This window comes from Terribacillus saccharophilus, from assembly GCF_000725365.1.
In the GTDB taxonomy this organism is placed as follows: Bacteria; Bacillota; Bacilli; order Bacillales; family Amphibacillaceae; genus Terribacillus; species Terribacillus saccharophilus.
This window is the reverse complement of record NZ_CP008876.1, coordinates 828,653-852,897: the sequence shown is the minus strand read 5'-3', so window position 1 is coordinate 852,897 and position 24,245 is coordinate 828,653. Positions and strand designations below refer to the sequence as shown.

Sequence of the window (24,245 nt, the reverse complement as noted above, 5' to 3'; positions counted from 1 at the left end):
GTAAACTAAAGAAGATAATTTTAAAAAGGAGTGTCACGATCTATGTTATTAGATGACATCTTAGTTCATAACCAAAAATTCGTAGAAGACAAAGTATATGCACAGTATGAAACAGACAAGTTCCCTTCAAAGAAAGCTGTCATTCTAACTTGTATGGATGCCCGCTTGCTTGAATTGCTGCCAAAAGCAGTTAATTTGAAGAATGGAGATGCAAAAATCATTCAGAATGCTGGCGCAATGCTCGTTGACACTTCTGATAGTGCCATGAAAAGTATTTTAGTAGCAATACATGCCTTAAAGGGCGAAGAAGTATTCGTTATCGGCCACAAAGACTGCGGTATGCACCATCTGCACGGCTCTGATATGCTGGAACAAATCAGCAAACAAGGTGGAGATGTTGAGACATACTTGCGCCAATCATCCAGTGAGGATATTGCAAATACATGGTTCGATGGTTTCAATAGTGTGGAGGAGTCAGTAGAAAGCAGCGCCTCCTTGATTGCTAATCATCCATTGCTTCCAAAACAGGTTCCAGTGCATGCACTCGTAATTGATCCCGCAACTGGTGAACTTACTGTCATCCGCAACGGATATGAAAAAACCAACTGACAATTTGTCAGTTGGTTTTTTTTGAATGTTCTTTTATGATTTCAATTACACGTTGTTTCGCTTCTTGGCTTTCATAATGACTCATGTTTCGTAAAATTTCATTTTTATGTTCCTTGAGATCCTGTAAATGCTGAATCAAGGTAGCACTTGTCAGATTCTCTTCTTCCAGAACATCTGCATAGCCTTGTTTCTTGAAGGAGCTTGCATTAAGCAATTGGTCTCCTCGGCTGGCTTTACGAGATAAAGGAACTAGCAGCATCGGCTTACGCAGTGCCAAAAATTCAAAGATCGCATTTGAACCTGCTCGTGACAAGACAAAATCAGAAGCTGCAAACAAATCGTTCAGCCCTTCATTCACATATTCAAATTGTACGTACCCATCTCGCTTGATCGTATTATCCATTTGATTTTTTCCACAGATATGAACGATCTGGAATTCGTTTAAAAGCGTATCCAAGCTGGAACGAACAGCTTCGTTGATCAATTGGGAACCACCGCTTCCTCCCATGATGAACAGCACAGCTTTTTCAGGAGAAAACCCAAGTTGCTCCAAACCGACCCGACGATTACCTTGAATAAGCTCATCCCGCACAACCGCTCCAACCCATTCTGCTTTCTTAGCAGAAACATGTGATACCGTTTCTGCAAATGTTGTCACGATTTTCTTTGCGAATGGCATAGCAAGCTTATTCGCGAGTCCCGGTGTGATATCTGATTCATGAATGACAGCTGGAATATGACGGAGCCAAGATGCAAACAAGACTGGCACCGAAACGAATCCACCTTTTGAGAAAATTACATGTGGTTTCACTTTCCCCATGATTCGATACGCCTGCATTGTTCCTTTCATCACTTTGAAAGGATCCTTGAAATTCTCTTTGGACATGTACCTTCTCAGTTTTCCTGTTGAGATACTATGATAGGTAACGCCTTCCATCGGTTCAATAAGGTCACGCTCTATTCCATTTTTTGAACCAATGTAATCGATCTTCCATCCTTCCTGCCTGAATACAGGAATCAAGGCCACGTTCACGATTACATGGCCGGCAGTGCCGCCCCCCGTAAATAGAATCCGTTTTTCCTTCATGTTGTAAATCCTTCCCTTTCCCATTAAAAGCACTTCTCTATTTAATATATCTGTAATTTATTTGTAATATAAACGAAACATTTTATCGCCTATTCTATCCTAAAGGATAATTTAGAAAAAAGAAAGGGCTTTTTGGCATATGACCAATATATGCTTTTTACATGTTCATTTTTCCTAAAAACAGAAAAAAACAGCAGTGAAATACTGCTGTTCAAACGGTGATTTCGGCTTCTTCGTTCGAGAAGAAGCGATGCATTGCATAGAAGACATCGGTTTTCTTTCGCAGTACATAATAACGGAATTTCGGATGTTCCATTTTACGGAAAATCTGCATCAATGTAGAATGACGGTTATACTGGTTGACCTCTCCGTAGCCGAACATACTTGATTTCTCGATAAGCTGATTGATTAAACCAATGCATCGACTGTTATCAGAAGTAAGGTTGTCACCATCTGAAAAATGGAACGGATAAATATTATAAGCCGATGGTGGATATTTCTCGTCTATTAACTGTAATGCTTTCCTGTAAGCAGATGAACAGATTGTACCCCCGCTTTCTCCTTTAGAGAAAAAGGACTCTTCATCGACAACATTCGCTTCTGTATGATGAGCAATGAATTCGATTTCGACTGTTTCGTATTTCGTTCGCAGGAATCTTGTCATCCAAAAGAAGAAGCTTCTAGCCACATATTTCTCCCAATTTCCCATACTGCCGCTCGTATCCAGCATAGCAAGTACGACAGCCTTCGAATCTGGTTTTTCAATCGTGTCCCATGTTTTGTAACGCACATCTTCTGGATAAATCGGAGCAAACGATGCTGTGCCGCTTAGAGCATTTCGTTTGAACGCCTCTAGCATTGTTCGTTTTTTGTCAATATTACCGACAAGCCCAGTTTTGCGGATGTCATGAAACGCAATATCCGTTACAATCATCTGCTGTTCATCTTTCTGCTCCAAATTCGGCAGTTCAAGCTGACTGTAGAAATTCTCTTCCAGTTCTTCAAATGATACTTCTGCTTCATAGTAGTCTTGACCTGGCTGGTCTCCAGCTTCCCCTTGCCCTTTGCCAGGCGCCTTCTGCTGACCGCCGGCACGCCCCAGCACATCTCCAACTTTACTATCGCCTTTTCCTTGGCCGGCATGCTTATTCTTGTCTTGACTATAGCGGATTTTGTATTCATCCAATGATCTAATCGGTATCTTGATCAGATCTTTTCCATTAGACATGATAATATTTTCTTCCGTGATCAAATCGGGCAGCTTGTTCTTCAATACTTCCTGGACCTTCTCCTGATGCCGCTTTTGATCATCATATCCTTTTCGATGGAGGGACCAGTCTTCTTCTGACACTGCAAAATGGTTGGAATCACTCATTCGCCAGCCTCCTTAAGATAATTAGTCTATCTTATGCGGGAGTGCTGCTATTGATTAAACAAACTATAGAAAACTGTTAAATTATCTGAAAATTCCGCGTGAACGGATGTTTACAGTAATATGCGGAACGATTTTGATCTCCTTGAAATCCTTTTCCCAATCGAGTTTCTCCCAATATGATGGATAATGGCCGTACATGCTGCGGCCAATTCCGAAAACATCGCTATTTGCTTCTTGGATAGTTCGGATAGTTTCATTTGCCTGATCAGTAAGTGCTTGTTCAAGATTTTTCTTGACCTCAGGCAAATCGCTTAAAGAAAGGTGGTCTTGTGGATATTCTTGAATCATTACCGTCAATTCCAGTTTGATATCAGTTCTGACCTTGTTTTGTTTATCAGGTTTTGATTTCACACTGCTTGAGAAATCCTCAATATTAATAGTTGTATAGTTATCTGGTTCGGGTTTCTTTTCTTCATACAACTTAGTACTAATTCTAGCTACTTTACCTTTCACTTTTTTCATCAGCAAAAATAATGTCGTGTGGTCGTAATCAATATCTTTACCTGTATAGCTGGATTTATGGAAGAGTGCCAATCCTTCATAAGATACTGTTTTACCAGCATCCCCAACTTCCATTAAGGGTAAGACAAAATCCTCCCCTTCTTCATACAGCTCTGATCCTATCGATTGTAAACTTACCTCGACCGAATTTGTCGTTTCAACTTCGGACTCAATAATACCTTCTATATATTCACTTGGGCGAACCTCTGATTCCGGAACAACTTTAAGTGCCTGTTCTGCACTCCCTTTCACAACTACAGGAACACAATCCAAATGCATCCTTGGATCACGGTAATAAGCATCCAAGTATGGATAAATGTCTTGTTTGGCAAGATTCGATCCCAGTAATACAACATCTAGCTGAGCTGGACTATAGGTAGACGATAGCCGCCTGTCTATATTACTTCGTGATTGAGACGAAGTCTTTCCAGTGGAGGTAAGGAACTGTGTGGATTCTTTTCCTGGGCCCTGCGAACTGTTTTGTACATTTGGTATGAGAATTGTATTCTTATAAACACCATCATCCGTCAAATCATAGGCAGCCGTGATGCCGAGCTTTACTTCCTTGAATTCGCGCGCATCCCAGCAGCCAGATAATAGCAGGATGCAGCATAAGAGAATCATTGTAAGTTTTTTCATTGTGCGGTCCCCTTTTGTTTATCCTTTCGGCGCATGAATGAAAGCACGAATAAGAGGAGTGGAATATATATTGTGAATGCTTCCGTAATCTTATCCTGAAAGTCAATGATAATTCTGATATTCTCTTCATTTAATCCACCCCAATAAGCAACTCCCAGAACAATGACGGATGCAGAATATACGTTCAACATTTTTTTCTTTTGCTTAGGCACTTTTGCAAAAGCTCTTTCTGCAGCATACAGATAAGCAGCGAATGCTGTCAGGGCAAAAACAGTCCACATGGCAAGTACAAAGATATCGATCCTTGTAATAATGACAGAATCTGCCGTCCGCAGCATATACAGAACTGGTTGCGATACATGATCTATCTGATCTGTACCAAAATGAGCAAAGGATACAATGACTGTATATAAGTAGAAAGAAATGACAAGCAAATGAGCTCCTACTAGCGTGCGTGTTTTCTGTTTAATGCTTCCTTCCGTATAAGGAATGAATAGCAATAACAGAACATAACTGCTTAAGGAATAAATGGTCACTCTTACTCCTTCGACATACTCTGAAAAAGATGCTTGCCCCATTGGAAGCAAGTAAATAAATTTTGCATCCACGAATCCGAATAAAAATAAGGCAGAAATGATAAACAAAATAATAGCAAAAAAGGTAAACACCTTCGCTATCAAGGTTAGACCACCAGAAATCGTGTAGAGCGCACTGATAACAAGTAATGCATATAACACTAAAACCGGCGTCTCTGGCAGCAACCATTGATTGATTAACTCACCGTAGGACGTTAAAAGATAGATAGCGACAACTAGAAAATACACATAGTATCCAAACCCCGCCAATGCGCCCAAAACTTTACCAAAAGTACTTTGTAAAATCTCGAATAGACCTTCACCTGGATAGCATTTGCTTATATGCAATATCATCAAAACAAAAAATATTGAGATTACACCGCCAATCAGCAATGCGATCCATCCATCAGCTCCTGCCTCTCTATGTAGAACAGTAGACAAATTAAGGATATCGACGCCGATTTGACTCTGAATAAAAATGTAAGCCAGTTGAGATAAAGTGATTTTTTGTTTTGTATTACTTTTTGCCATGTTTATCACTCAATTCATTTGACTTGTACGGGCGTGGTGATTCTAATTGTTCTGGCCGGCGCTTCATTAAGAATTGCGGCACACGTATTACTGTGTCTTTTAAATCTCTGAACTGGATAGGCGTAAAATAGCTTAATCCCAATGATTCCATGCGACATAGATGAATAAGCACCATAAGTAAACCGAAGGCAATCCCGATGAAGCCAAGAACTGAGCTCAGGATTATCAGCGGGAAAGTCAGTATTCTTAATGAATCACTCATTTCATTAGATGGTACAACAAAGGAAGCCAGAGATGTAAGGGCAATCACGATTACCATCAAATTAGATACCAATCCTGCTGTTACAATCGCATCACCGATAACAAGACCTCCGACAATACCGATTGTCGAACCAATAGGGGATGGCAGTCTAATCCCAGATTCTCGTATGAGTTCAATGACAATTACCATTAGCACTGCTTCGACAATAGGCGGGTAAGCTATATCCCTGATAGCCCCTAAGACTGGTGAAATCAATTCTTCTGGAATCACTTCATAATGAAAGCCAACTACTGCAATATAAAATGACGGCAGCGTAATCGCCAGAATAAAACTGAACAGACGAATTAAACGAATATATGTCGCAACTAGCCAACGAGTATTATAATCATCAGGTGATTGATAGAAAGCATAGAAAGTCACCGGAGCAATAAGACAAGTAGGATTGTTCGCAAAAAGAATCGCAATTCTTCCCTCCATGAGCTGTGAAACCGTCTTATCTGGCCTTTCCGTACTTAAGAATTGCGGAAAGATACTATACGTACGATCCTCAATATATTCACTGAAAGCTCCAGCACTCAACAGTGCATCACTGCTGATATTTTTCACCCTTGTTTCCAGTTCCTTCACTACACCTGGATTGACTATACCCTCCACATAAACCAAAGCGATTTCAGACTCTGTATAATCGCCAACCGTCTGTTTTTTTATGGTTAGACTGCGATGCTGGATACGGCGGCGAATGAGGTTGATATTTTGCTTAATGTCTTCATTAAAGCCATCATGAGATCCTTTGATGACCTTTTCATTCATTGGCTCCATGATAGCCCGAGTTACATTTTGCTGCACATTAAAGAAATAGCATGTAGCGTTCCCTTCAATTAAATAGATAGACTTACCTTCCAGAAGCGCAGATACTGCTTTATTAAGATCATCACTTTCTTCCCGATCTTTAATTTTTTGAATATCTCCATCCATTTCCCTTAGCGGTGTGAAGATATATCGCTGCATTTTATCCGGATCTGTAATATCATCCAAGTAAAGTAAAGCTTGTTTATTACCCGGAAGCAGCCGTACTTTTAAATCGGTTGAATTCTTCAATTCTTCCTGGATGTAGCGTATGTTCTTCTCTAGTGATGCTGTGGATCGATGCGGCGGCATCTTGTCTTCTCTTATAACTTTCTCCTGCACTTGCTGGTTATTTTTCTGCTTAAAGAAACCCATGTCGACGCACCTTTCCAGTTCCATTTCCGTTAGTTTGTGCAGGTACAGGAAAGATATGTAGGAAAAGAGAATGCAAAAAAACCGCCCTCATTATGAGGGCGGTTTCGTATAGCTTAACCTTCCAAAAGGAGATCGTATGGATCTTCAAGCAATTGCTTGATACGTACAAGGAACTGGACTGCATCTTTTCCATCGACGATACGATGATCGTAGGAAAGTGCAAGGTACATCATCGGACGAATCTGGATTGTATCATCCGGCATGGCAATTGGACGTTTCTGGATTGTATGCATCCCTAGGATACCGACTTGTGGTGTATTTAGTATCGGTGTAGAAACGAGTGAACCAAAAATACCGCCATTTGTAATAGTAAATGAGCCACCGTTCAGTTCATCCAAGCTTAACTCTTTGTTACGGGCTTTCTTGCCTAATCGGGAAATCTCGCTTTCAATGCCTGCAAAGTCTAGTCGATCAGCATCCCGCACGACTGGAACAACTAGTCCATCGTCGGTAGATACAGCTATACCAACATCGTAGAATTTCTTCAGCACAATTTCATTATCCTGAATTTCAGCATTGATGTAAGGGAATTCCTTCAATGCCCCGACAACCGCTTTTGTAAAGAAGCTCATAAATCCAAGCTTCACATCATGTTTTTCAAGGAATTTATCCTTACGTTGACTTCGAAGCTGCATGACTGCTGTCATGTCGACTTCATTGAAAGTGGTAAGCATTGCAGATGTGTGCTGTGCTTCCACCAGTCTGTTTGCGATTGTTTGACGGCGGCGAGTCATTTTTACACGCTCTACTGGTTTTTCAAACTCTGTCTTTGCTGACTTCTTCGGTTTGTCATCTTTGGCCTGCTTGGCAGGTTTTTCTTTCGGTTTCGCTGCTTCCTCAACATCTTCTGGTCGAACTCTGCCGAATGGATCACGTGCTGAGATCTCATCCAGGCTGATACCTAACTCACGAGCACGCTTGCGAGCTGCTGGAGTTGCCAGTGTATTCTTATTGGCTGCAGCAGGTTCTGCTGCTTCGACCTTTGTCTCTTCCTTCTTCTCTTCAGCCGGAGCTTCCGCTACAGCTGCCGCTTCTGCTTTCGTCTCTTCAGCTGCAGAAGTGTCTGCTTCGCCGCCAGCTTCTCCATTTTCGTCAACCGTAGCAATGATATCGCCTACTTCTACATCATCGCCAGCTTCCTTTAACAGTTCCTTCACCACACCGCTATACTCCGCATTGACTTCCACATTTACCTTATCTGTTTCCAATTCGAGGACAGGATCTCCCTTCTCAACATGGTCACCTGGATTGACTAACCACTCGGAGATTGTTCCCTCTGTAATTGATTCTGCCAGCTCTGGTACTTTTAGTTCCTTCATACGCTAACTCCTCCCTTGGACAGCTTTAAGGCTTGGTTGATGATCTGCTTTTGTTCTGTTTTATGGACAGCAGGTTTTCCTACTGCAGGTGATGCACGATCTGGACGGCCAATATACTCAAGTGTCTGATCTTCTGAAAGGATTGCTTCAATTCTGTCACGGACAAATGTCCATGCCCCCATATTACGCGGTTCTTCCTGCACCCATCTCACTTCACTAATAGAAGGGTAATCTTCAAGGATTTGCTTAATTCTCTGGGCAGGGAACGGATAAAGCTGCTCAAGACGGACGATATGAAGTTCTTCAAATGCACCCGCATCTTTTTCCATTGCTTCTTCCAGATCCACCATCACTTTTCCGCTTCCTAATACAAGTGTTTTAGCTGTTTCAGTTGTTGCCTCGTTGTTCGGCTGAACGCGCAGAGACGAGAAGCTTCCTTCTGTGAATTCTTCCAGCTTACTTGCCAGACGAGCACTCCGCATCAAGCTTTTCGGCGTCATCAGAACAAGAGGTCTTGCCTCTTCCTTTCCACCAAGTTTCGCTTGTCTGCGCAGCAGGTGAAACAGCTGGGCGGAACTTGTCACATTTGCGATAATCAAATTATTCTCTGCTGCAAGCTGAAGGAATCTTTCGACCCGACCGCTAGAATGCTCCGGTCCTTGTCCCTCATATCCATGCGGCAGCAGCATAGCCATATTGGACTTTTCGCCCCATTTAGCTCGGCCAGCTGCAATAAACTGATCGAAAAGAACCTGGCCTGTATTAGCAAAGTCACCGAATTGTGCTTCCCAAAGGACGAAAGCATTTGGATTGTGTACGCTATAACCATATTCAAAGCCGATAACACCAGCCTCTGATAGCGGACTATTATGAAGAGCAAATGATTTTGCTTCGTCCAATCCATGTAGCGGTGAATACGTTGCGTCTGTTTCGACATCATGCAGAACTGCATGTCGATGGGCAAATGTGCCTCGTTCTGAATCCTGACCCGTCAGACGTATTGGCGTGCCTTCCTGCAAGATGCTGGCATAAGCGAGAATCTCACCGACAGCCCAGTCTGCTTTACCTTCTTCTTCGAATGCTTGATGCCGTTTCGAGATAATCTTTATTAACTTCTTAAAGACTTGGAATCCTTCTGGTCTTTTCTGAAGCTGTCTATTAAGGGAGAACAGTGTATCTGCTGGGACACTAGTTTTGATCTTCGGCAGATCACATTTCAAAGCTTCCGGTTCTGGTTTCGGCAGCTTTTCCTTCGCATCTTCTTCCTTCATATTCTGGAAGATATCCTTCAGGTGTTCACCGATTTGCGCACTAAGAGAGTCATAGCCATCTTGTCCTGTGACAACTTTTTCTTCTTCCAATTTCGCAGAGAAGATTTTCGCTACCGTATCATGTGCATCAATATCCTGATAAAGGATCGGCTGTGTCGAACGAGGTTCATCCATCTCGTTGTGTCCATATCGGCGGTAACCAACAAGATCAATCAGGATGCTCTTATTGAAACGCTGGCGGTAACGGAAAGCAAGTAATGCTGCTGCCACACATGCAAGCGGGTCGTCAGCGTTTACATGAATAATTGGAATTTCGAAACCTTTTGCTAAATCACTTGCGTATCGAGTAGATCGTCCATCTCGGCGATTCGTTGTAAAGCCGACCTGGTTGTTTGCAATAATATGCACCGAACCAGCAGTCGAATAACCTGGTAAATCACCTAGGTTAAGCGTCTCAGCTACAACCCCTTCCCCGATGAAAGCAGCATCTCCATGAATGAGGATACTAAGCGCTTTTGATGGGTCCTGATCCGGATACCCTGCTTTCGAGGTATCATCCTGTGCCGCTCTTGTAAATCCTTCTACGATCGGATTCACAAATTCTAAGTGAGACGGGTTGTTTGCCAATGTAATGGTTGTATGCTTCTCTTGCCCTTCATGATGTTCTGCTACAGCACCGAAATGGTACTTCACATCACCGGTCCAGCCGCCATGCAGCCCTCTTGATCCTTCTGAAGGAAGCAGTTCTTTCTCACCCGTATGATTGAATTCTGAGAAGATAAGATCGAAAGGCTTGCCTAATACATGTGCAAGTACAGACAGCCTTCCTCTATGTGCCATGCCAAGCATTACTTCATTTGTATCAGCGAGGCACGCTTCTTTAATGATAGAATCCAGCATCGGAACCATCGCTTCAAGACCTTCGATTGAGAAACGCTTCTGACCGACAAAAGTACGAGCCAGGAAAGATTCAAAGCCTTCCACATCTGTAAGCCGTTTCAAAATTTCCTTTTTATCAGTTTCACTCCACCCTGGAATATAGGATGCAGTTTCAATTTGGTCTTGCAGCCATTTTCGCTCTTCATGATTACCGACATGATCATACTCGAAGGAAGTAGTACCTGCATACCTTTCCTTCAATAGCTGCACGGCATCCAAGGCCGTATGTACATTATTCGGAGCGTCTTCCCACACAAAGCTTGCCGGTATATCCCGCAAGTCAGATTCAGTTAACTGATAATCCTCCATTTTGGTCAGCACCGTAGTTTCTGCATGCTCTCCGCCTACTGGATAAATATCTGCTTCAAGATGGCCATAGCGGCGAATTGCTTCTACAAGCTGAATTGCAGCAGTAATTTTCTTAATGGATGCTTCGGACATTCCTGTTGATGGAGCGTCTTCCCCTTGACGCTGCATCACCCTTGGCTCTCCATGCGTATCGAATAGTTCCTTTAGTGATGCTTCCACTGATTCCGGATCTTGCCTGTATTTGTCGTATTGCTCTTCCACATAACCCATATTTGGTCCATGGAAGTTCTCCCAGAATCTTTCGCTAGATTCCTTTTGTCCCACGACTGTTCCCCCCAATAGAAGTAACTTTTTTTAAAATAGCAAAGGCTTAGGAATTGGAAATTATTTTAAGTAACTTAATACGTTTTCACACTCCCAATATACCGTAACCAGACGAAACTTACAACTAAAACAAGAAAATTTTTAAAACGCTTTCTTTATTGATATATAAGGGTTTATATAATGCCACTTCATAAATATCATCATTTTGAAAGCGTTTTTACATTTTTGTTTCAGCAAGAAAAAATCATTGCTTTTTTAAATTAAAAAAGAGGATAATTGGAAAGCTATTTTCCAATTATCCTCCATTTTTATTTGTTTGCTGTTCTTCTTTTATTAAACCAATACAATGCTCCGCCTAACACAAGCAAAACAGCGCCACCCAAAAGGTAATTGAATAACTGACTTGCTGTATTCGGGAGAATTCCCCCGAATGGTGTCGTTTTTTTAGAGTCTGCAGGTACATACGATCCAACATTCGTAGTATTGTCTCCTGATGGTTTCGTTTGATTCACTGGTAGAATCGTATTTCCATTTTGATTGTTGCTTCCAGGTTTTTCTTCATCATCAGCAGGTGGATTTTCACCTCCGCCGATTATTGGATCTTCTTGCCCGCCGCCGGCTTCATCATCTCCAGACGGATCCTCTGCAGGCGGTTCGTTGCCATTGTCTTCAGGAGCAGGAGCTCCCCCGCCAGTAGTGAATGTCCATAGATTCGATTTCGTCTTGCCGCCATGAGCATCCTCTGCAACAGCATACCAGGCATATTTATGGTCAGAGGTCAATCCATCCCATGTAACAGAAGCAGTTTCGCCACTGTTAACATCTTCTGCCTTACCGATTTCCTTCGTACCGAAAACATTCACTTCCACGTAGTTAGTAGCAACACGTTTCTTTTGAGCATCTAATTCAAGTCCTATAGAGAACTCATCCGTTCCAGGGAATTCTTCTTCATCATAATAATTGTAGTCATCCATATATGGAGAATATGTTTTTACTTTTATTTGATCTGTCTCAGCATCAAAGAGCAAGATACGCATATAGCCTTGTCCGCCTTCAGGACCTGCCTGGTAATCGGCAAGCATTTGATAAACTTTACGATCAGTTATACCATCGCCATCGTCGTCGATTTCATCGACAAGCATATCTGCAGCATGATAGTGACCGCATAGGACAGCGAACACATTTTCATTATCCAGAACAAGCTCCTGATAAAGCTTTTCACCAACTGGATGTCGGTTTCCGGATGACAGCAGATACTCATGGAAGTTCAAAATTGCCTTCCGATCAGGATGTGCTTTTAGAACTTCATCTGCCCATGCAATACCTTCATCATCGATGCCCCAGCCAAGATAGACCATAATATAGTCATTGCCGTTAGAGGAAATCAAGTCATAATGACCTCTGTTATTCTTATAAGAACCGCCATACCAAGGTTTATCTTTGAAACGGTCCTCTCCGAAATATCGGTAATAATCGGTATAGTCATTACTCTTTTGCTCCACATCATGGTTACCGGCCAATACACCGTAAGGAACGCCGGCATCATCCAATACTTGCATCGCTTTGTCTGCGACTTCCCATTGATATTCTTGGTCTGAGAAGTTCACCAAATCACCAGTATGGATCACATAGTCGATATTAAGCTTGTCCCTATTTTCCGCAATCCAATTCACCTGTTCATTGTAAATATGGGGATAACTTTCAGAATAATATTGTGTATCAGACATCCAGACGAAGGAGTAATCATAATCTTCATCCTCGATTGCGATCTCATCCTGAATCAGGACATTGATCTTGTAGTCATTTAAAAACTCATCGACATTTACCGACCCTTGCAAATCGAAGTCTTCATCTCCTGCTACTTTGTAATCAATCAGCTGCCAATCCTCTTCTTGATGGTTCCACGCGTACATAGAAACCTTGCGTCCTGGCAAGGAATTACCGCTCCAATTGACTTCAACGACATTTTTATCGTCAACGTCTTTGGAAACAGGCACCTCAAATCGATGGTAAGGGAACTGTGTTTCGCTATCGTTAATTAAATACTTGTCATCTACATCTGCAACCTTATCAATATCCTCGCTGCTGAATTCTTCTTCCCCTTCAGGTGCATAGTCGGACGGTGGCTCATAATCAACTGCATTTTTGTAGGCTTTGATTTCACTATCTTGGCTGACTTTATATTTATGCCCCTGATAGAAAGTAACGTCCATATCGTCTCCTGTAGGATCTGTTACTTTAACTTCAAGCTCCGGATTCTTCCCAACATTACCCGCTTCATCTTCCGGTTTGATCAGTTCTGGAGCAGCAGGCTGCTCTTCAGGGGTTGAGAAGTTAACTGTACGAACCTCTTCATTTCCAGCTTTGTCCACTGCACGCAGCACAAGCTTATGGTCGCCAGCAGATAAGGCTGCAGAAGAAGTCTCATAAGGAAGCTGAATTTCTTCACCATCCAGTTCTGCTGTAAGGCTATCAAGGCCGCTTGAAGCATCTTTTGCACTTGCTTCAATTGTAAATGGACCTTTGTACGATTTCCCATCTTCCATTGTTGTTTCAAGAACAGGAACAGTATTATCTACTGTTACGGAGACTTTATCTGATGCTTCTCCATCCTTAGCTTCAATCGTGTGTTTACCATCTGCTGTTTCAGTCGTATCCCAGTTATAGGCATTTGCCTTAAATTTCTCAGGCTGGATGGTGAAAGTAAAGTCTTGAACTGGACGATAATTACCGTTATCTCCAATATCAATTACTTGATTTGGATCAGCGAACGCCGGATCATACAAGACAGTTCCATCTCCCAAAACAAGCCGAACATTTTTCGCATCAAAGTCATCCCGGTTTTCTGGAGAATCCAACTGGAACGGAGAAGCTTTGTTTCCGGAATGAATACTGATTGTATTCTGCCCTTCCTTCAACGTATTTGGATCAACAGGAACCGTGATAGTTGTGTACGTATCAATCCAGTCATCGAATATACGCAGCACTTCTCCATCCTGTACAACTGCATTTTGGAAGTACGTATTGATGCCGTTCACATCGAAAACAAAATAAGCTTCTGTTTCCAATGCTCTGTCTGTCTGCTCGACTTCTTTTCCATCGATAAGCAATTCAGTTTCCTGATCAGCATCAGAAGTCGCTTTTAGCTTGTATGTTCCAGAAAGCAGCTGTCCTTCTTCCACATTCAAACGCGGGCTGGACTCTTTTTGATCACGCTCAATACTGACACGTTTTGTTTCTGTTTTTGTTTCATTGAAGCCATCTGTAGCAGCTACATAATATTCCACATAATCCTTTGCAATCAGCTCTGGTGTGTAAACCGTATGGTGGTAGTAGCCTGTCTGCTCATTTTTAACTAAATCAACTCGCTTAAAATCATTCGTGCCATCTGTACGATAGAATACAGAAACACGTTTGACACCCTTATCATCAGAAGCTTCAACAGAAATCGGCAGATCTTCCGTTTGATTAATGGTTTCCATATCCGTTAGATCCTTCACTTCTGGTGCCACAGAATCTTCTTCTACTTGAACAGGTTCGCCTGGAACTTGATCAGAAGTGACACTTCCAGGAGTTCCAAGGACTGTACCAGCATTCAGCTTCAACATATTTGTCGAGCCATCAAGCGGATATTTAAAGTTGATTCCCATATTAGCAACCGTATCCTTAACGCCTGAGACCTCGTTATAAGTCGCCATTGTAACTGCATTTCCAGCCTTAGTTGCAACACCGACACCGCGCTGGTCGCCGTTAGCCATGCCGCCAGACTGTACTTTGAACAAGTTTTCGCCAAGGATAAGATTCGTACCGTAATTTGTGTTGAAATCATCTGCAGTCAAATCATTATTGGAACCATTGATAATCCAGAATACAGCAGTTTCACCCGGCTGGATGACTGGATTTTCGTCCGGCTTCCAAGTGGTCAATCTCGTATCTGGGTACATGTACGTCAGGTCATAATCTTGCATATCGATAGGAGCTGTCGTGTTGTTATAAACTTCGATAAATTCATATCCGTCCGCCCCATTTACATTGGAAGAATCGGGGACTAATTCTGTCACCAATAAAGAAGGAAGAGTTGTAAAGTCAGTATCAGGCTTCTTCACTTCTACTTTGAACGTATCTGTTTTGGAACTGTTGAACCCATCGGAAGTTTCAATATAATATTCAAGTGTCCCAGCTTCCAGCTCAGCTGTAGGAATCTCAGCTTTATACAATTCACCTGTGTGCTGCATGCTGTATTGCTCGAATTCCTCTGTGCCCTGTTTTTTGATATAAAGCGTCACATGCTGGATGAAATTCTCTTCCTTTATAGCAGCTTCAATTTGAAGAGGAGCAGGAATGGTAACTGTTTTCACCGGCTCATGACTAATTTCCGGTGCTGTTTCATCTTTTTCGACCTTGACGGTTTCCGCTGGAACTTGTCCATCAATCAAAGCGCCAGGTGAAGCCTTCAGCTGCAATCCTACCTTCGTCATTTGTGCAGTACCGGAAGCTTTGTAAGTGATTCCTTGATTTGGAAACGTATCATCGATTCCTTCTGAGTCATTGTAGCTTGCTGCAGCAAGTTGTGCCCCACTGTCCGTCTGGAACGCAATAGTACGGGCTGAACCATTTGCCATACCGTCATTGTGAATTTCAATTACTTGGTCTTCTGTCAAGTCAGTCTGATAATGGCTGTTAAAATCAGCTAGCCCAAGTGATTGGTTTGCACCATTCTTGATCCAAATTACAGCCTTACCCTTTGGCTCCAACGTGACAGATCGATCGATATCCCAATCCGTCTGCCTTCCATCAGGATATTGATAGGAGAGTTTATAATCCTTCAAATCCATTGATTGATCGGAGTTGTTATAAATTTCAATGAACTCATACGCATCAGCACCGCTGACATTATCACTGTCTGGAACGATTTCCGTGATAAGTACTGGCGGCTGTGTCTGCGGATCAGGCTCGCTAACTGCTACCTGCGTGCTTTGAAGTCCATTGTCAGGAAAACGCAGTGGGGAATCTCCACTAACCACATCAATACTGTATTGGAAGTTCGGGCTCCATAGCACTTCTTTTGGAACGATAGCTTCCCAATTGCCATCACCTTTGTCTGTCATATCTACCTTTTGTTCGCTCATACCAGGAGCAGTAATATAGGTGAGGATTGCCGAATCCGCATTCCCGTTTTCAATTGCTGCACGGATGGTAAGGTCCTCGCTGCTATCAGCATTGGTAATCGCTTCGTGAACGAGTACAGATTTCTCAGGTTGTTCCTTCTGTGCAGGCTCATCTGTTTCTGCTGTTTTTTCCTGCTCACCTTTTTCGGACTGATTGCCATCTTCTTCAGTTTGCTGCTCCTCGTCTGCACCATCAGCTGGTTTTTCTTGAGCCGGATCCTTTGTTTCTGACTCAGACGCTGATTCAGACTCTTGTTCCTCTGCAACAGGAGCTTCCTTCACATCCTCCTCCGGGGTATCCTGCTGCGATTCTTCCGCTGTTTCTTCTTGTTCAGCTTGCTCTATCTTTTCGGATCCTGGTGATGGTAATGCCAGAATGGTTGGTGTTTTTTGATCATTTGCAAAGTGAATACTTTCTGTCTGCTCTACATCTCGGAAGTGGAAAACTGAAACGGAGGTCTGCTCAGTTGTTGTATCAGTGATGGAAAGCTGCTGTTCATCGTCTTGGAATATGTAGGGTTCTGTTACGTTGGTGAATGCTGCATCTGTCAATTCCGTTCCGAAATGACTGTTGAAAGTTTCTACTGTGGTCTCATTGTTCAAAGCAAGTACTGCATAACCTCCTGCAGGGATTTGCTCCTCTTGCTCTTGAATTGTAAGCTTTTGTTCCTGGTCGGTTGTGTATGTGATTCCAAGATCTTTCCAGGATTTCGCTTCCTCTGTTCCATTATGTACTTCAATAAAAGATAAACCACCGGCATCTTGTTTCTCGCTGCCATAGACTTCTGTAATAGAAACCTTATTTTCTCGAAGCTTCTCCTCTGCATTTACGACTGGAATGGATGCTGGTACAACTGTCTGCATAAGCAGCAAACATGCGCTGAGACCAGCAGCCATTCGATATGAACGCTTCATATAGCTCCCCCTATCTTTTATCGGGATTGTCTCCCCGCATTAATTCTAGATTTTATGTATTAAGGTCCAATTAAGAGATTGTAAAATGTTGTCATAATAATTCGACAATATATCCGAAAGGTTGACCAGAAAAAAATAAAGCAACAGTAAGCCGCTTTATTTTTCTCCAAATTTAGATGAGTAAGTGACCAATTGTTCAATAAAATGTTCGCTTGCAGGAGAGCGCACACTTCCCTCGCGCCAAGCCACACCAATTTGCCGTTCTGTCGGTTCGATAAGAGGAATGCTCCTGACATGAGATATTTGAAGTGTCTCCAAGGATGGAAGCAGAGCAATGCCCTGTCCTGCTGCGACAAATCCCAGAATTGTCATCATATCCTCACTTTCAAACGCCACTTTCGGCTCAAGTCCGTACTTTTCAACTATCTGCTCAAACATCACCCGGGCACTGTAGCCAGGTCGAATAAGTAAGAAAGGCTCTTCTTCTATCTGATGTAATGCTAGCTGCTTTTCATTTGCAAGCGGGTGTGTTTCTGATACATAAACATAAAGCTGGTCTGTCCACAGCTTTCGCCAAGAGAGTCCTTCCACTCCTTGATCCATATTGCAGATACACAAATCTAGCTTACCTTCCCTTAACTGATTGATCAGTTCTTCTGTCGATCCTTGATTCAGGGAGAACTCGACCGATGGATATATCTCCTTAAACCGCTTTAACAGATGCGGTATATGCTGTAATCCCTGCGACCTCATAAATCCGAGTGTAATTTCCCCATACTGCGGATCCTTCATCTTTCGTATATGCTTTTCCGCCTTCTCCATTTCCTCTAAAATTTTGACGGCATGTGTATAAAAAGCATCCCCGTAACTGCTCCGAACAATTCCTCGCCCTCTTTTTTCAAAAAGCGGGACTCCAAGCTGTTCCTCCAGCTTCTGAATCGATCGGCTCAGAGCTGGCTGTGAAATGGCCAAAGCCTTCGCTGCCTGAAGATAATGCTCTCGCTCTGCTACTTCCTTAAAATAAACTAACTGCTGCCATTCCATAAGTTCACCCATACCTTTTCTGCATGTTTTATATGTTATTTATGCATTATACAATACCATTCCCGTATGGTTAACTAATAGTACAACTAGAAATGAGGGAACTATTATGGCTATTGAAATTATCCTTATTATGATTGCCGCCGGTCTTATTGTCGGCTTTGTCGGTGCTGGAGGATCTGGATTCATCATCAGCATCCTGACAGTGCTGTTCGGTTTCCCGATTCACGTGGCATTGGGCACTGCTTTGGCATCCATGCTATTCTCCTCGTTCTCGGGTGCAGTCAGTCACTACAGGGAAGGGAACGTGACATTACGGGCCGGTTTAATCATCGGAATCTTCGGAGCGGTTGGCGCTTTCATCAGTTCCCATTTTTCCGGATTCATCCCAGAGGATATCTTAAATTATCTTACAGCTGGAATGCTCGTCCTATCTGGCGTAGTTCTTTGCATTCGTCTTCTGCTGATGGGCAAACCTTCAGATAAAAAGAATACAGTGAGTGCATTCATCTACCAAAATAAAGTTATCTATTTTATTTCAGCTGCACTGCTCGGCATCTTAACAGGAGCACTATCCGGATTGTTCGGGATCGGTTCCGCTCCATTCATCCAAATCGGCCTGCTTATCCTGCTTGGACTGTCTGCGCAGCAATCTGCAGGTACGACAATGATGATCATCATTCCAATCGCCTTGGCTGGCGGAGTCGGCTATGCACAGCTCGGCTTCCTTGATATCAAATTACTTCTGGAAGTAGTTGCAGGAACGATGATTGGTTCTTATATTGGAGCGAAATTCACAAAACGTGTTCGTCCTGTCTACTTGAAGACAGCAATGGTACTGCTTCCGATATTTGCAGGATTTTTACTATTATCTGCATAAACACATAAATAAGCCGCCGGAATCCCGGCGGCTTATTTTTATCTGTTCAGCAAACTTCCTACATAACGGAGCAGGTCATTTGCAGATGTGGAGTTATAATCATATTCGTCAATCAATGTTGCGACTACTTCATTCATTTTCTTTAACTGCTGCTCATCTGGAGTTTTAGTGGACGTCGTGATTTTTACAACATCCTTCAGATCAGCAAACAGCTTTTTCTGAATTGCTTCACGCAGCCGCTCATGAGATTGATAATCGAACTTCTTCCCTTTACGTGCATAGGCAGAAATTCGGATAAGGATTTCTTCACGGAAAGCTTTCTTCGCATTCTCCGAAATCCCGATTTGTTCCTCGATGGAACGCATCAATTTTTCGTCAGAAGGCATTTCTTCTCCCGTCAGCGGATCATGCAGCTTTGTTTTATTGCAATAAGCTTCTACATTATCCAGATAGTTATCCATCAATGTTTTAGCTGATTCTTCATAAGAATAGACGAATGCTTTTTGTACTTCTTTCTTCGCGATTTCATCATATTCTTTACGTGCTACTGCAATATAGTTCAAGTAACGTTCGCGGTCTTCTTTCGATATGGATGCATGGCTGCTTAGGCCATCCTTCAAGGAACGAAGTACATCCAATGCACTGATCGAACGCATTTCCTTCTTAATGATCGTACTGGAAATTCGGTTGATCACATAGCGAGGATCAATTCCGCTCATTCCTTCATCGCTGTGTTCTTTTTTGAGTTCCTGGATATCTGCGTCACTAAAGCCTTCCAGCTGTTTCCCATTATAAAGATGCATTTTCTTCAGCAAACTGATGCCGCCTTGGTTCGATTCTTTCAATCTCGTAAGAATGGTGAACATCGCTGCAATTTTCAGTGTATGCGGAGCGATGTGAACATCTTTTATATCGCTTTCCGAAATCATTTTTTGATAGATTTTCTCTTCTTCATCAACCTTAAGATTGTAAGGAACCGGCATGACGATCATCCGGGAATGCAATGCTTCATTTTTCTTATTCGATATGAATGAACGATACTCTGATTCATTTGTATGGGCCACGATCAATTCATCCGCACTAATCAACGCGAAACGTCCTGCTTTGAAATTGCCTTCCTGCGTCAAGGAAAGCAGATGCCATAGAAACTTCTCATCACATTTCAGCATCTCCTGGAACTCCATCAATCCGCGATTGGCTTTATTAAGTTCTCCGTCAAAGCGATAAGCCCTAGGATCCGATTCAGATCCATATTCCGCAATTGTGGAGAAGTCAATGGAGCCAGTCAGATCGGCAATATCCTGTGATTTAGGATCAGAAGGACTGAACGTACCGATTCCTGATCTTTTATCTTCGGAAAAGAAGATTCTTTCAACAACAACATCCTCAATTCTTCCATCGTACTCTTCTTCCAAACGCATGACGTTTAATGGGGAGAGATTGCCCTCAATTCGGATTCCATACTCGTCTTCGAAATCCTTGCGAAGGTGAGCCGGAATCAGATGAAGCGGATCCTCATGCATTGGGCAGCCTTTTATGGCATAAACTGCACCTTCATCTGTCAGTGTATATTCCTCCAACCCTCGTTTGAGCAGACTGACAAGCGTGGATTTCCCTCCGCTTACTGGTCCCATGAGCAGGAGAATTCGTTTGCGTACATCCAGTCTCCGAGCAGCCGGATGGAAGTATTCTTCCACTAGCTTTTCAAGCGGTTCTTCCAAACCGAATAACGCGTCCTTGAAGAAGCTATAGTTTTTCACTCCATCTTCTTCTTCAATGCCTTTATGCTTGATCATGTTATATACACGGGAATGTGCAGATTGAGCAAGATAAGGCCGGTCTTTCAACAAACGCAGATAATCAGCGAGCGTTCCTTCCCAGTGAAGCTTCTCTTGTTCCTGGCGATACTGCTGTACCTTATCCAATATATTCATCATTCATTAACCTCCCAGGCATTGTTAAACAAAAGGCGATTACCTTAATGTATGCCCAGGATTTGGCTATCATGCCAGCAAATCCATTTCGCGTCTGCTTACGGCTTTTGCTTCCATCCAATTTCCATATACGATTCGTTCGTATATTTATCCAGCATGACATCATCAAACTGAAGTGTTTTTTTATCATTAGGGAAAATGTGCATCAGCTGCGCTAATTTCTTCACGATTTTCTTCGGATATGCTTCTGTCATCTCGAGCATCAGCTGAATAGCTTCTGATGCTGGCAATACTTCCCGATAAGTACGTGAAAGTGTCAAAGCCGAAAACGTATCGACTACAGCCAAAATCTGCAAATCCACCCCTAATTCCGGTAAATAAGCACTATCTGGATAGCCTTTACGATTCAGCCGTTCGTGATGACTCCGCGCATAGCGACCTAATAAAGGCTCACCTGCCTGATGCAGGAGCGCCTCTCCTTTGACCGTATGTGTTTGTACAATTTCATATTCCTCTTTTGTCAGTGTAGATGTTTTATCGAGGATTTCGCGTGGAATTTCAAGCTTTCCGATATCGTGGAATAAATATCCTGTAGCACAAAGATCCAGTTGGACAACATTCATATGATAAGCGAGCATCGTACCGATTACAAAAACATCCATGGAATGAATGAAGGCATATGGATCTCTTTCCTCAAGCATATGCCAAAGACTGCTTCTTCCCATCGTCTTCAGGCTTTTAATGTACAAATCCTCCAAGAAACGGATGCTTTCTTCCTCATAAAGCAGTTTTCCATAGCGGTACTCGAAAGCGATGTAAGACAGGTTTGTGTAAAAATGCTTTTCCATACTCCGCTTATATGTTGCTTGATGATCAGTTTCTTTCTCCAATAGCTGCTGAATCATCTGCTGAAGGCGATCTGTCTTACTGAATACATCAGCTGTTTCCTCTTGAGCCGTTTCAACAATGGCGGAGGGGACTTTGTTGTGCTTTAGTTGTTCCAATAATGCTGCAGTGATGACTGTCCCTTTATCCAGTTTGGTCTTGTCTGCCAGGACGATATCACTGCCTAAATAATCACCTAGTAGTATATCTTGGATGCGTTTACGTTTTAAAATCAATTTCATTCTCCTTTTTCAAAAAAAGCTGCCGTATATGGCAGCCTGAGAATCCATTTCGCAACTGGCTGGCATAGAATCTCATTCCTTAGCCCCTCAAGTTTTGCGTAACTGCTTTTCAACAGTGCTGCCGTATATGTATGTAATTGTTTCCTGGTTGTTTTTTGCTTCTGGATCAAGCAGCTTATGGTAGTCCTCTTTCGTCGGCAGCAGTTCACACATTTCTACATTCAGCGCTATCGCCAATTTACTGATGCCCACAAAAGAAATATTTCGCTTTCCGTTTTCAATATCGGAGTAGTACGATCGATTAAAACCCGCCATGCCAGCCAATTCTTCCTGTGTCAGCATCTGTTTTTTTCTCAGATAACGAAGCTTAACTCCAAATGCCCGAAGCAATAGCGTATAATCTCTCATATTATTCATGCACTCCATTATACCTTGCCACACCAGTAAATCCACCGGATATAAGTAACATTAGTATAATGCTACCAAATAAAACATGTGAAAGTACTATATTTACCCCGTTTTAACCATGTCTAAACAACTATAAAAAAATAAACTGCACGCTAGGTGCAGTTTATTTTAAGCCATCGAAGCGCTGTTGACGAAGAGCTTCATAAATAATAATTGCTGCCGTATTCGAAAGATTCAAAGATCGAACTTTATCTGTCATATGAATACGTAGGCATTGGTCTTCTTTCCCCACAAGCAAATCTTTCGGAATACCAGTTGACTCCCGACCGAATACGAAAAGCAGATCTTGATTTGTATCGCTGAAATCATAATCTGAATAATGCTTGGTACCGAAGTTCTCTATATAATAAAAGAAACCTTCCGGAAATTTTTCATATAACTCTTCTATACTATCGTAATAATGGATATCCACGTCATGCCAATAGTCCAATCCTGATCTTCTCAGCATTTTGTCATCCGTCGAGAAACCAAGCGGACGAATCAGATGCAAAGCTGTATCTGTCGCAAGGCAGGTACGAGCAATGTTACCTGTATTAGCTGGGATTTCTGGCTGGAATAGTACGATATGTCTTGGCATATACTTTCACCTCTGCTTTTCAACTTTCAACCTAACAAGTATAGCACAGCAGAGATCATAGCCCAATCTGGAAAAATTTATACACAACGTTCTCTGTATACGCAGGGGAGTCAACGTAAGCCCAATGGCGCATTCTGCTGTTGGCAGTGTGGGCATTAACCAATGGCTCACCCTGTGCGTTCCGGGCTACTACTATCGTATTGTGATTGTAGTTCCCATCACCCTCAAAATCATAACAAATCACATCACCAGGGCGCAGCAGTCTTGCATCCGCTACTTCCTTACCGCGCAAACCTTGTGTCGATCCGCTTAAATACCACCGCAAGGCATTCGCTACCGTGAAACTATAGCTCCAGTTTTCTCCATTGAACCACCATCCAGAATTCCTGTTCGGCTCTCCCCGCATTGGTGCCCCACCTGCTCGGAGGCACTGGGAGACATAATTTGTACAATCGACTTCAAATTTCTTGTAAGCTGGATTATAATCATTCCACCACCGTTCGGCATACTGAACAGCAGCCCGTCTGTCGTACGAGAATTGCCGGTCAAAATCCTCATCATTGCTTTCAAAGACGACAAGTCCTTGGATATGAGGCTGGACACCGTCCTCGACTCGTTCATCATGAATGATTTGACCATCACGCATACGTGCTATATGCGTATGTACTTCTTCTTCATGATACGTTGCATGCTGCTTATGCACGAGAAAAGTTGCGCATAAGCGATAAGTGATGATGTCTTCCTCTCCATCGTGTTCTTCGCTCAGAATTGTTCCTTCTCCTCGAATCTGCGCTACCTTCGCCCCGTCTTTTTCATGTGTTGAAATCCGGTTGACGAGCCAATTCTCATCCTTCTTCCCATCAACTTTTTGTAACCAATAATTCGCCAGCTGTTCACTCTTCCCCATCTCTATCCCTCCTGTTCTTTCTTCGATATGACATGGCATATCCTCGCAGGAGGAGCAAGCCGCCTACGACGAATACAGATAAAACAGTCATGAATGTCTCCATGCTCCCACCTCACTTGTATGTATGTAGAATCATGACAGTATAT

The 24,245-nt window shown here is 42.6% G+C and carries 15 protein-coding genes, 1 pseudogene and 1 riboswitch; of the genes and pseudogenes, 2 read left to right on the top strand and 14 right to left on the bottom strand.

The window, feature by feature from the left end; all coding sequences use genetic code 11:
- Positions 1-42: 42 nt before the first annotated feature.
- Positions 43-609 (top strand): beta-class carbonic anhydrase, encoded by a 567-nt coding sequence (locus GZ22_RS04390; RefSeq protein WP_038559107.1) that lies wholly within the window; start codon positions 43-45, stop codon positions 607-609.
- Between the two features lie 7 nt (positions 610-616).
- Here GZ22_RS04390 and GZ22_RS04385 read toward each other — a convergent pair whose 3' ends face one another.
- From GZ22_RS04385 to GZ22_RS04345, 9 genes are all read right to left on the bottom strand, one after another.
- The gene (locus GZ22_RS04385; protein WP_038565621.1) at positions 617-1,696 is read right to left on the bottom strand and encodes an undecaprenyldiphospho-muramoylpentapeptide beta-N-acetylglucosaminyltransferase; all 1,080 of its coding nucleotides are present in this window, start codon (positions 1,694-1,696) and stop codon (positions 617-619) included.
- Positions 1,697-1,907: 211 nt separating this feature from the next.
- On the bottom strand, positions 1,908-3,071 hold the full coding sequence (gene yhbH / locus GZ22_RS04380) for a sporulation protein YhbH (RefSeq protein ID WP_038559105.1): 1,164 nt from the start codon (positions 3,069-3,071) through the stop codon (positions 1,908-1,910).
- An 81-nt stretch (positions 3,072-3,152) separates the two neighbouring features.
- Positions 3,153-4,271, bottom strand: a complete 1,119-nt coding sequence (locus tag GZ22_RS04375; RefSeq protein WP_038559103.1) for a Ger(x)C family spore germination protein — start codon at positions 4,269-4,271, stop codon at positions 3,153-3,155.
- The gene (locus GZ22_RS04370; protein ID WP_038559101.1) at positions 4,268-5,377 is read right to left on the bottom strand and encodes a GerAB/ArcD/ProY family transporter; all 1,110 of its coding nucleotides are present in this window, start codon (positions 5,375-5,377) and stop codon (positions 4,268-4,270) included. The genes GZ22_RS04375 and GZ22_RS04370 overlap by 4 nt, the downstream gene beginning before the upstream one ends.
- Entirely contained in the window at positions 5,364-6,860 is a 1,497-nt protein-coding gene (locus GZ22_RS04365) for a spore germination protein (RefSeq protein WP_164072029.1), read from the bottom strand. Before GZ22_RS04365 ends, GZ22_RS04370 begins: the two co-directional genes overlap by 14 nt.
- Before the next feature lie 113 nt (positions 6,861-6,973).
- A complete protein-coding gene (odhB, locus tag GZ22_RS04360) occupies positions 6,974-8,239 on the bottom strand; it encodes a 2-oxoglutarate dehydrogenase complex dihydrolipoyllysine-residue succinyltransferase (RefSeq protein ID WP_038559099.1) in 1,266 nt (421 codons plus the stop codon).
- Complete coding sequence (locus tag GZ22_RS04355; protein WP_038559096.1) at positions 8,236-11,082, bottom strand: 2-oxoglutarate dehydrogenase E1 component; 2,847 nt, start codon at positions 11,080-11,082, stop codon at positions 8,236-8,238. The genes odhB and GZ22_RS04355 overlap by 4 nt, the downstream gene beginning before the upstream one ends.
- Positions 11,083-11,390: 308 nt before the next feature.
- A complete protein-coding gene (locus tag GZ22_RS04350) occupies positions 11,391-17,165 on the bottom strand; it encodes a lamin tail domain-containing metallophosphoesterase family protein (RefSeq protein WP_051748022.1) in 5,775 nt (1,924 codons plus the stop codon).
- Positions 17,166-17,321: 156 nt separating this feature from the next.
- The gene (locus tag GZ22_RS04345; protein WP_051748021.1) at positions 17,322-18,221 is read right to left on the bottom strand and encodes a LysR family transcriptional regulator; all 900 of its coding nucleotides are present in this window, start codon (positions 18,219-18,221) and stop codon (positions 17,322-17,324) included.
- 94 nt (positions 18,222-18,315) lie between these two features.
- Here GZ22_RS04345 and GZ22_RS04340 point away from each other — a divergent pair, with 94 nt between their 5' ends.
- Positions 18,316-19,086, top strand: a complete 771-nt coding sequence (locus GZ22_RS04340; protein ID WP_038559094.1) for a sulfite exporter TauE/SafE family protein — start codon at positions 18,316-18,318, stop codon at positions 19,084-19,086.
- Positions 19,087-19,124: 38 nt separating this feature from the next.
- Here the strand turns inward: GZ22_RS04340 and GZ22_RS04335 are convergent, their stop codons facing one another.
- The 5 genes and pseudogenes from GZ22_RS04335 to GZ22_RS04315 all read right to left on the bottom strand — a co-directional run bounded on the left by GZ22_RS04335 (position 19,125) and on the right by GZ22_RS04315 (position 24,099).
- Positions 19,125-21,020: a PrkA family serine protein kinase gene (locus GZ22_RS04335; RefSeq protein ID WP_038565609.1), complete on the bottom strand. Its 1,896-nt coding sequence runs from the start codon at positions 21,018-21,020 to the stop codon at positions 19,125-19,127.
- Positions 21,021-21,118: 98 nt separating this feature from the next.
- Positions 21,119-22,141 carry an HD-GYP domain-containing protein gene (locus GZ22_RS04330; RefSeq protein ID WP_038559091.1) on the bottom strand — a complete coding sequence of 341 codons (1,023 nt, stop codon included), beginning with the start codon at positions 22,139-22,141 and terminating at the stop codon, positions 21,119-21,121.
- 53 nt (positions 22,142-22,194) lie between these two features.
- Positions 22,195-22,280, bottom strand: a riboswitch (cyclic di-GMP riboswitch).
- Positions 22,281-22,351: 71 nt separating this feature from the next.
- Positions 22,352-22,555, bottom strand: a pseudogene (locus GZ22_RS18960) (helix-turn-helix domain-containing protein); the annotation flags it as partial.
- A 163-nt stretch (positions 22,556-22,718) separates the two neighbouring features.
- Entirely contained in the window at positions 22,719-23,192 is a 474-nt protein-coding gene (gene trmL, locus GZ22_RS04320; protein WP_038559089.1) for a tRNA (uridine(34)/cytosine(34)/5-carboxymethylaminomethyluridine(34)-2'-O)-methyltransferase TrmL, read from the bottom strand.
- A 55-nt stretch (positions 23,193-23,247) separates the two neighbouring features.
- A complete protein-coding gene (locus GZ22_RS04315; protein WP_038559086.1) occupies positions 23,248-24,099 on the bottom strand; it encodes an amidase domain-containing protein in 852 nt (283 codons plus the stop codon).
- Positions 24,100-24,245: the final 146 nt, after the last annotated feature.

What these genes read in the sequence shown, in the direction of transcription:
- GZ22_RS04350 (WP_051748022.1), bottom strand. Translation starts at nt 17,165, where the DNA reads ATGAAGCGTTCATATCGAATGGCTGCTGGTCTCAGCGCATGTTTGCTG.
- GZ22_RS04335 (WP_038565609.1), bottom strand. Translation starts at nt 21,020, where the DNA reads ATGAATATATTGGATAAGGTACAGCAGTATCGCCAGGAACAAGAGAAG.
- GZ22_RS04390 (WP_038559107.1), top strand. Translation starts at nt 43, where the DNA reads ATGTTATTAGATGACATCTTAGTTCATAACCAAAAATTCGTAGAAGAC.
- GZ22_RS04365 (WP_164072029.1), bottom strand. Translation starts at nt 6,860, where the DNA reads ATGGGTTTCTTTAAGCAGAAAAATAACCAGCAAGTGCAGGAGAAAGTT.
- yhbH (WP_038559105.1), bottom strand. Translation starts at nt 3,071, where the DNA reads ATGAGTGATTCCAACCATTTTGCAGTGTCAGAAGAAGACTGGTCCCTC.
- trmL (WP_038559089.1), bottom strand. Translation starts at nt 23,192, where the DNA reads ATGCCAAGACATATCGTACTATTCCAGCCAGAAATCCCAGCTAATACA.
- GZ22_RS04315 (WP_038559086.1), bottom strand. Translation starts at nt 24,099, where the DNA reads ATGGGGAAGAGTGAACAGCTGGCGAATTATTGGTTACAAAAAGTTGAT.
- GZ22_RS04385 (WP_038565621.1), bottom strand. Translation starts at nt 1,696, where the DNA reads ATGAAGGAAAAACGGATTCTATTTACGGGGGGCGGCACTGCCGGCCAT.
- odhB (WP_038559099.1), bottom strand. Translation starts at nt 8,239, where the DNA reads ATGAAGGAACTAAAAGTACCAGAGCTGGCAGAATCAATTACAGAGGGA.
- GZ22_RS04345 (WP_051748021.1), bottom strand. Translation starts at nt 18,221, where the DNA reads ATGGGTGAACTTATGGAATGGCAGCAGTTAGTTTATTTTAAGGAAGTA.
- GZ22_RS04340 (WP_038559094.1), top strand. Translation starts at nt 18,316, where the DNA reads ATGGCTATTGAAATTATCCTTATTATGATTGCCGCCGGTCTTATTGTC.
- GZ22_RS04375 (WP_038559103.1), bottom strand. Translation starts at nt 4,271, where the DNA reads ATGAAAAAACTTACAATGATTCTCTTATGCTGCATCCTGCTATTATCT.
- GZ22_RS04370 (WP_038559101.1), bottom strand. Translation starts at nt 5,377, where the DNA reads ATGGCAAAAAGTAATACAAAACAAAAAATCACTTTATCTCAACTGGCT.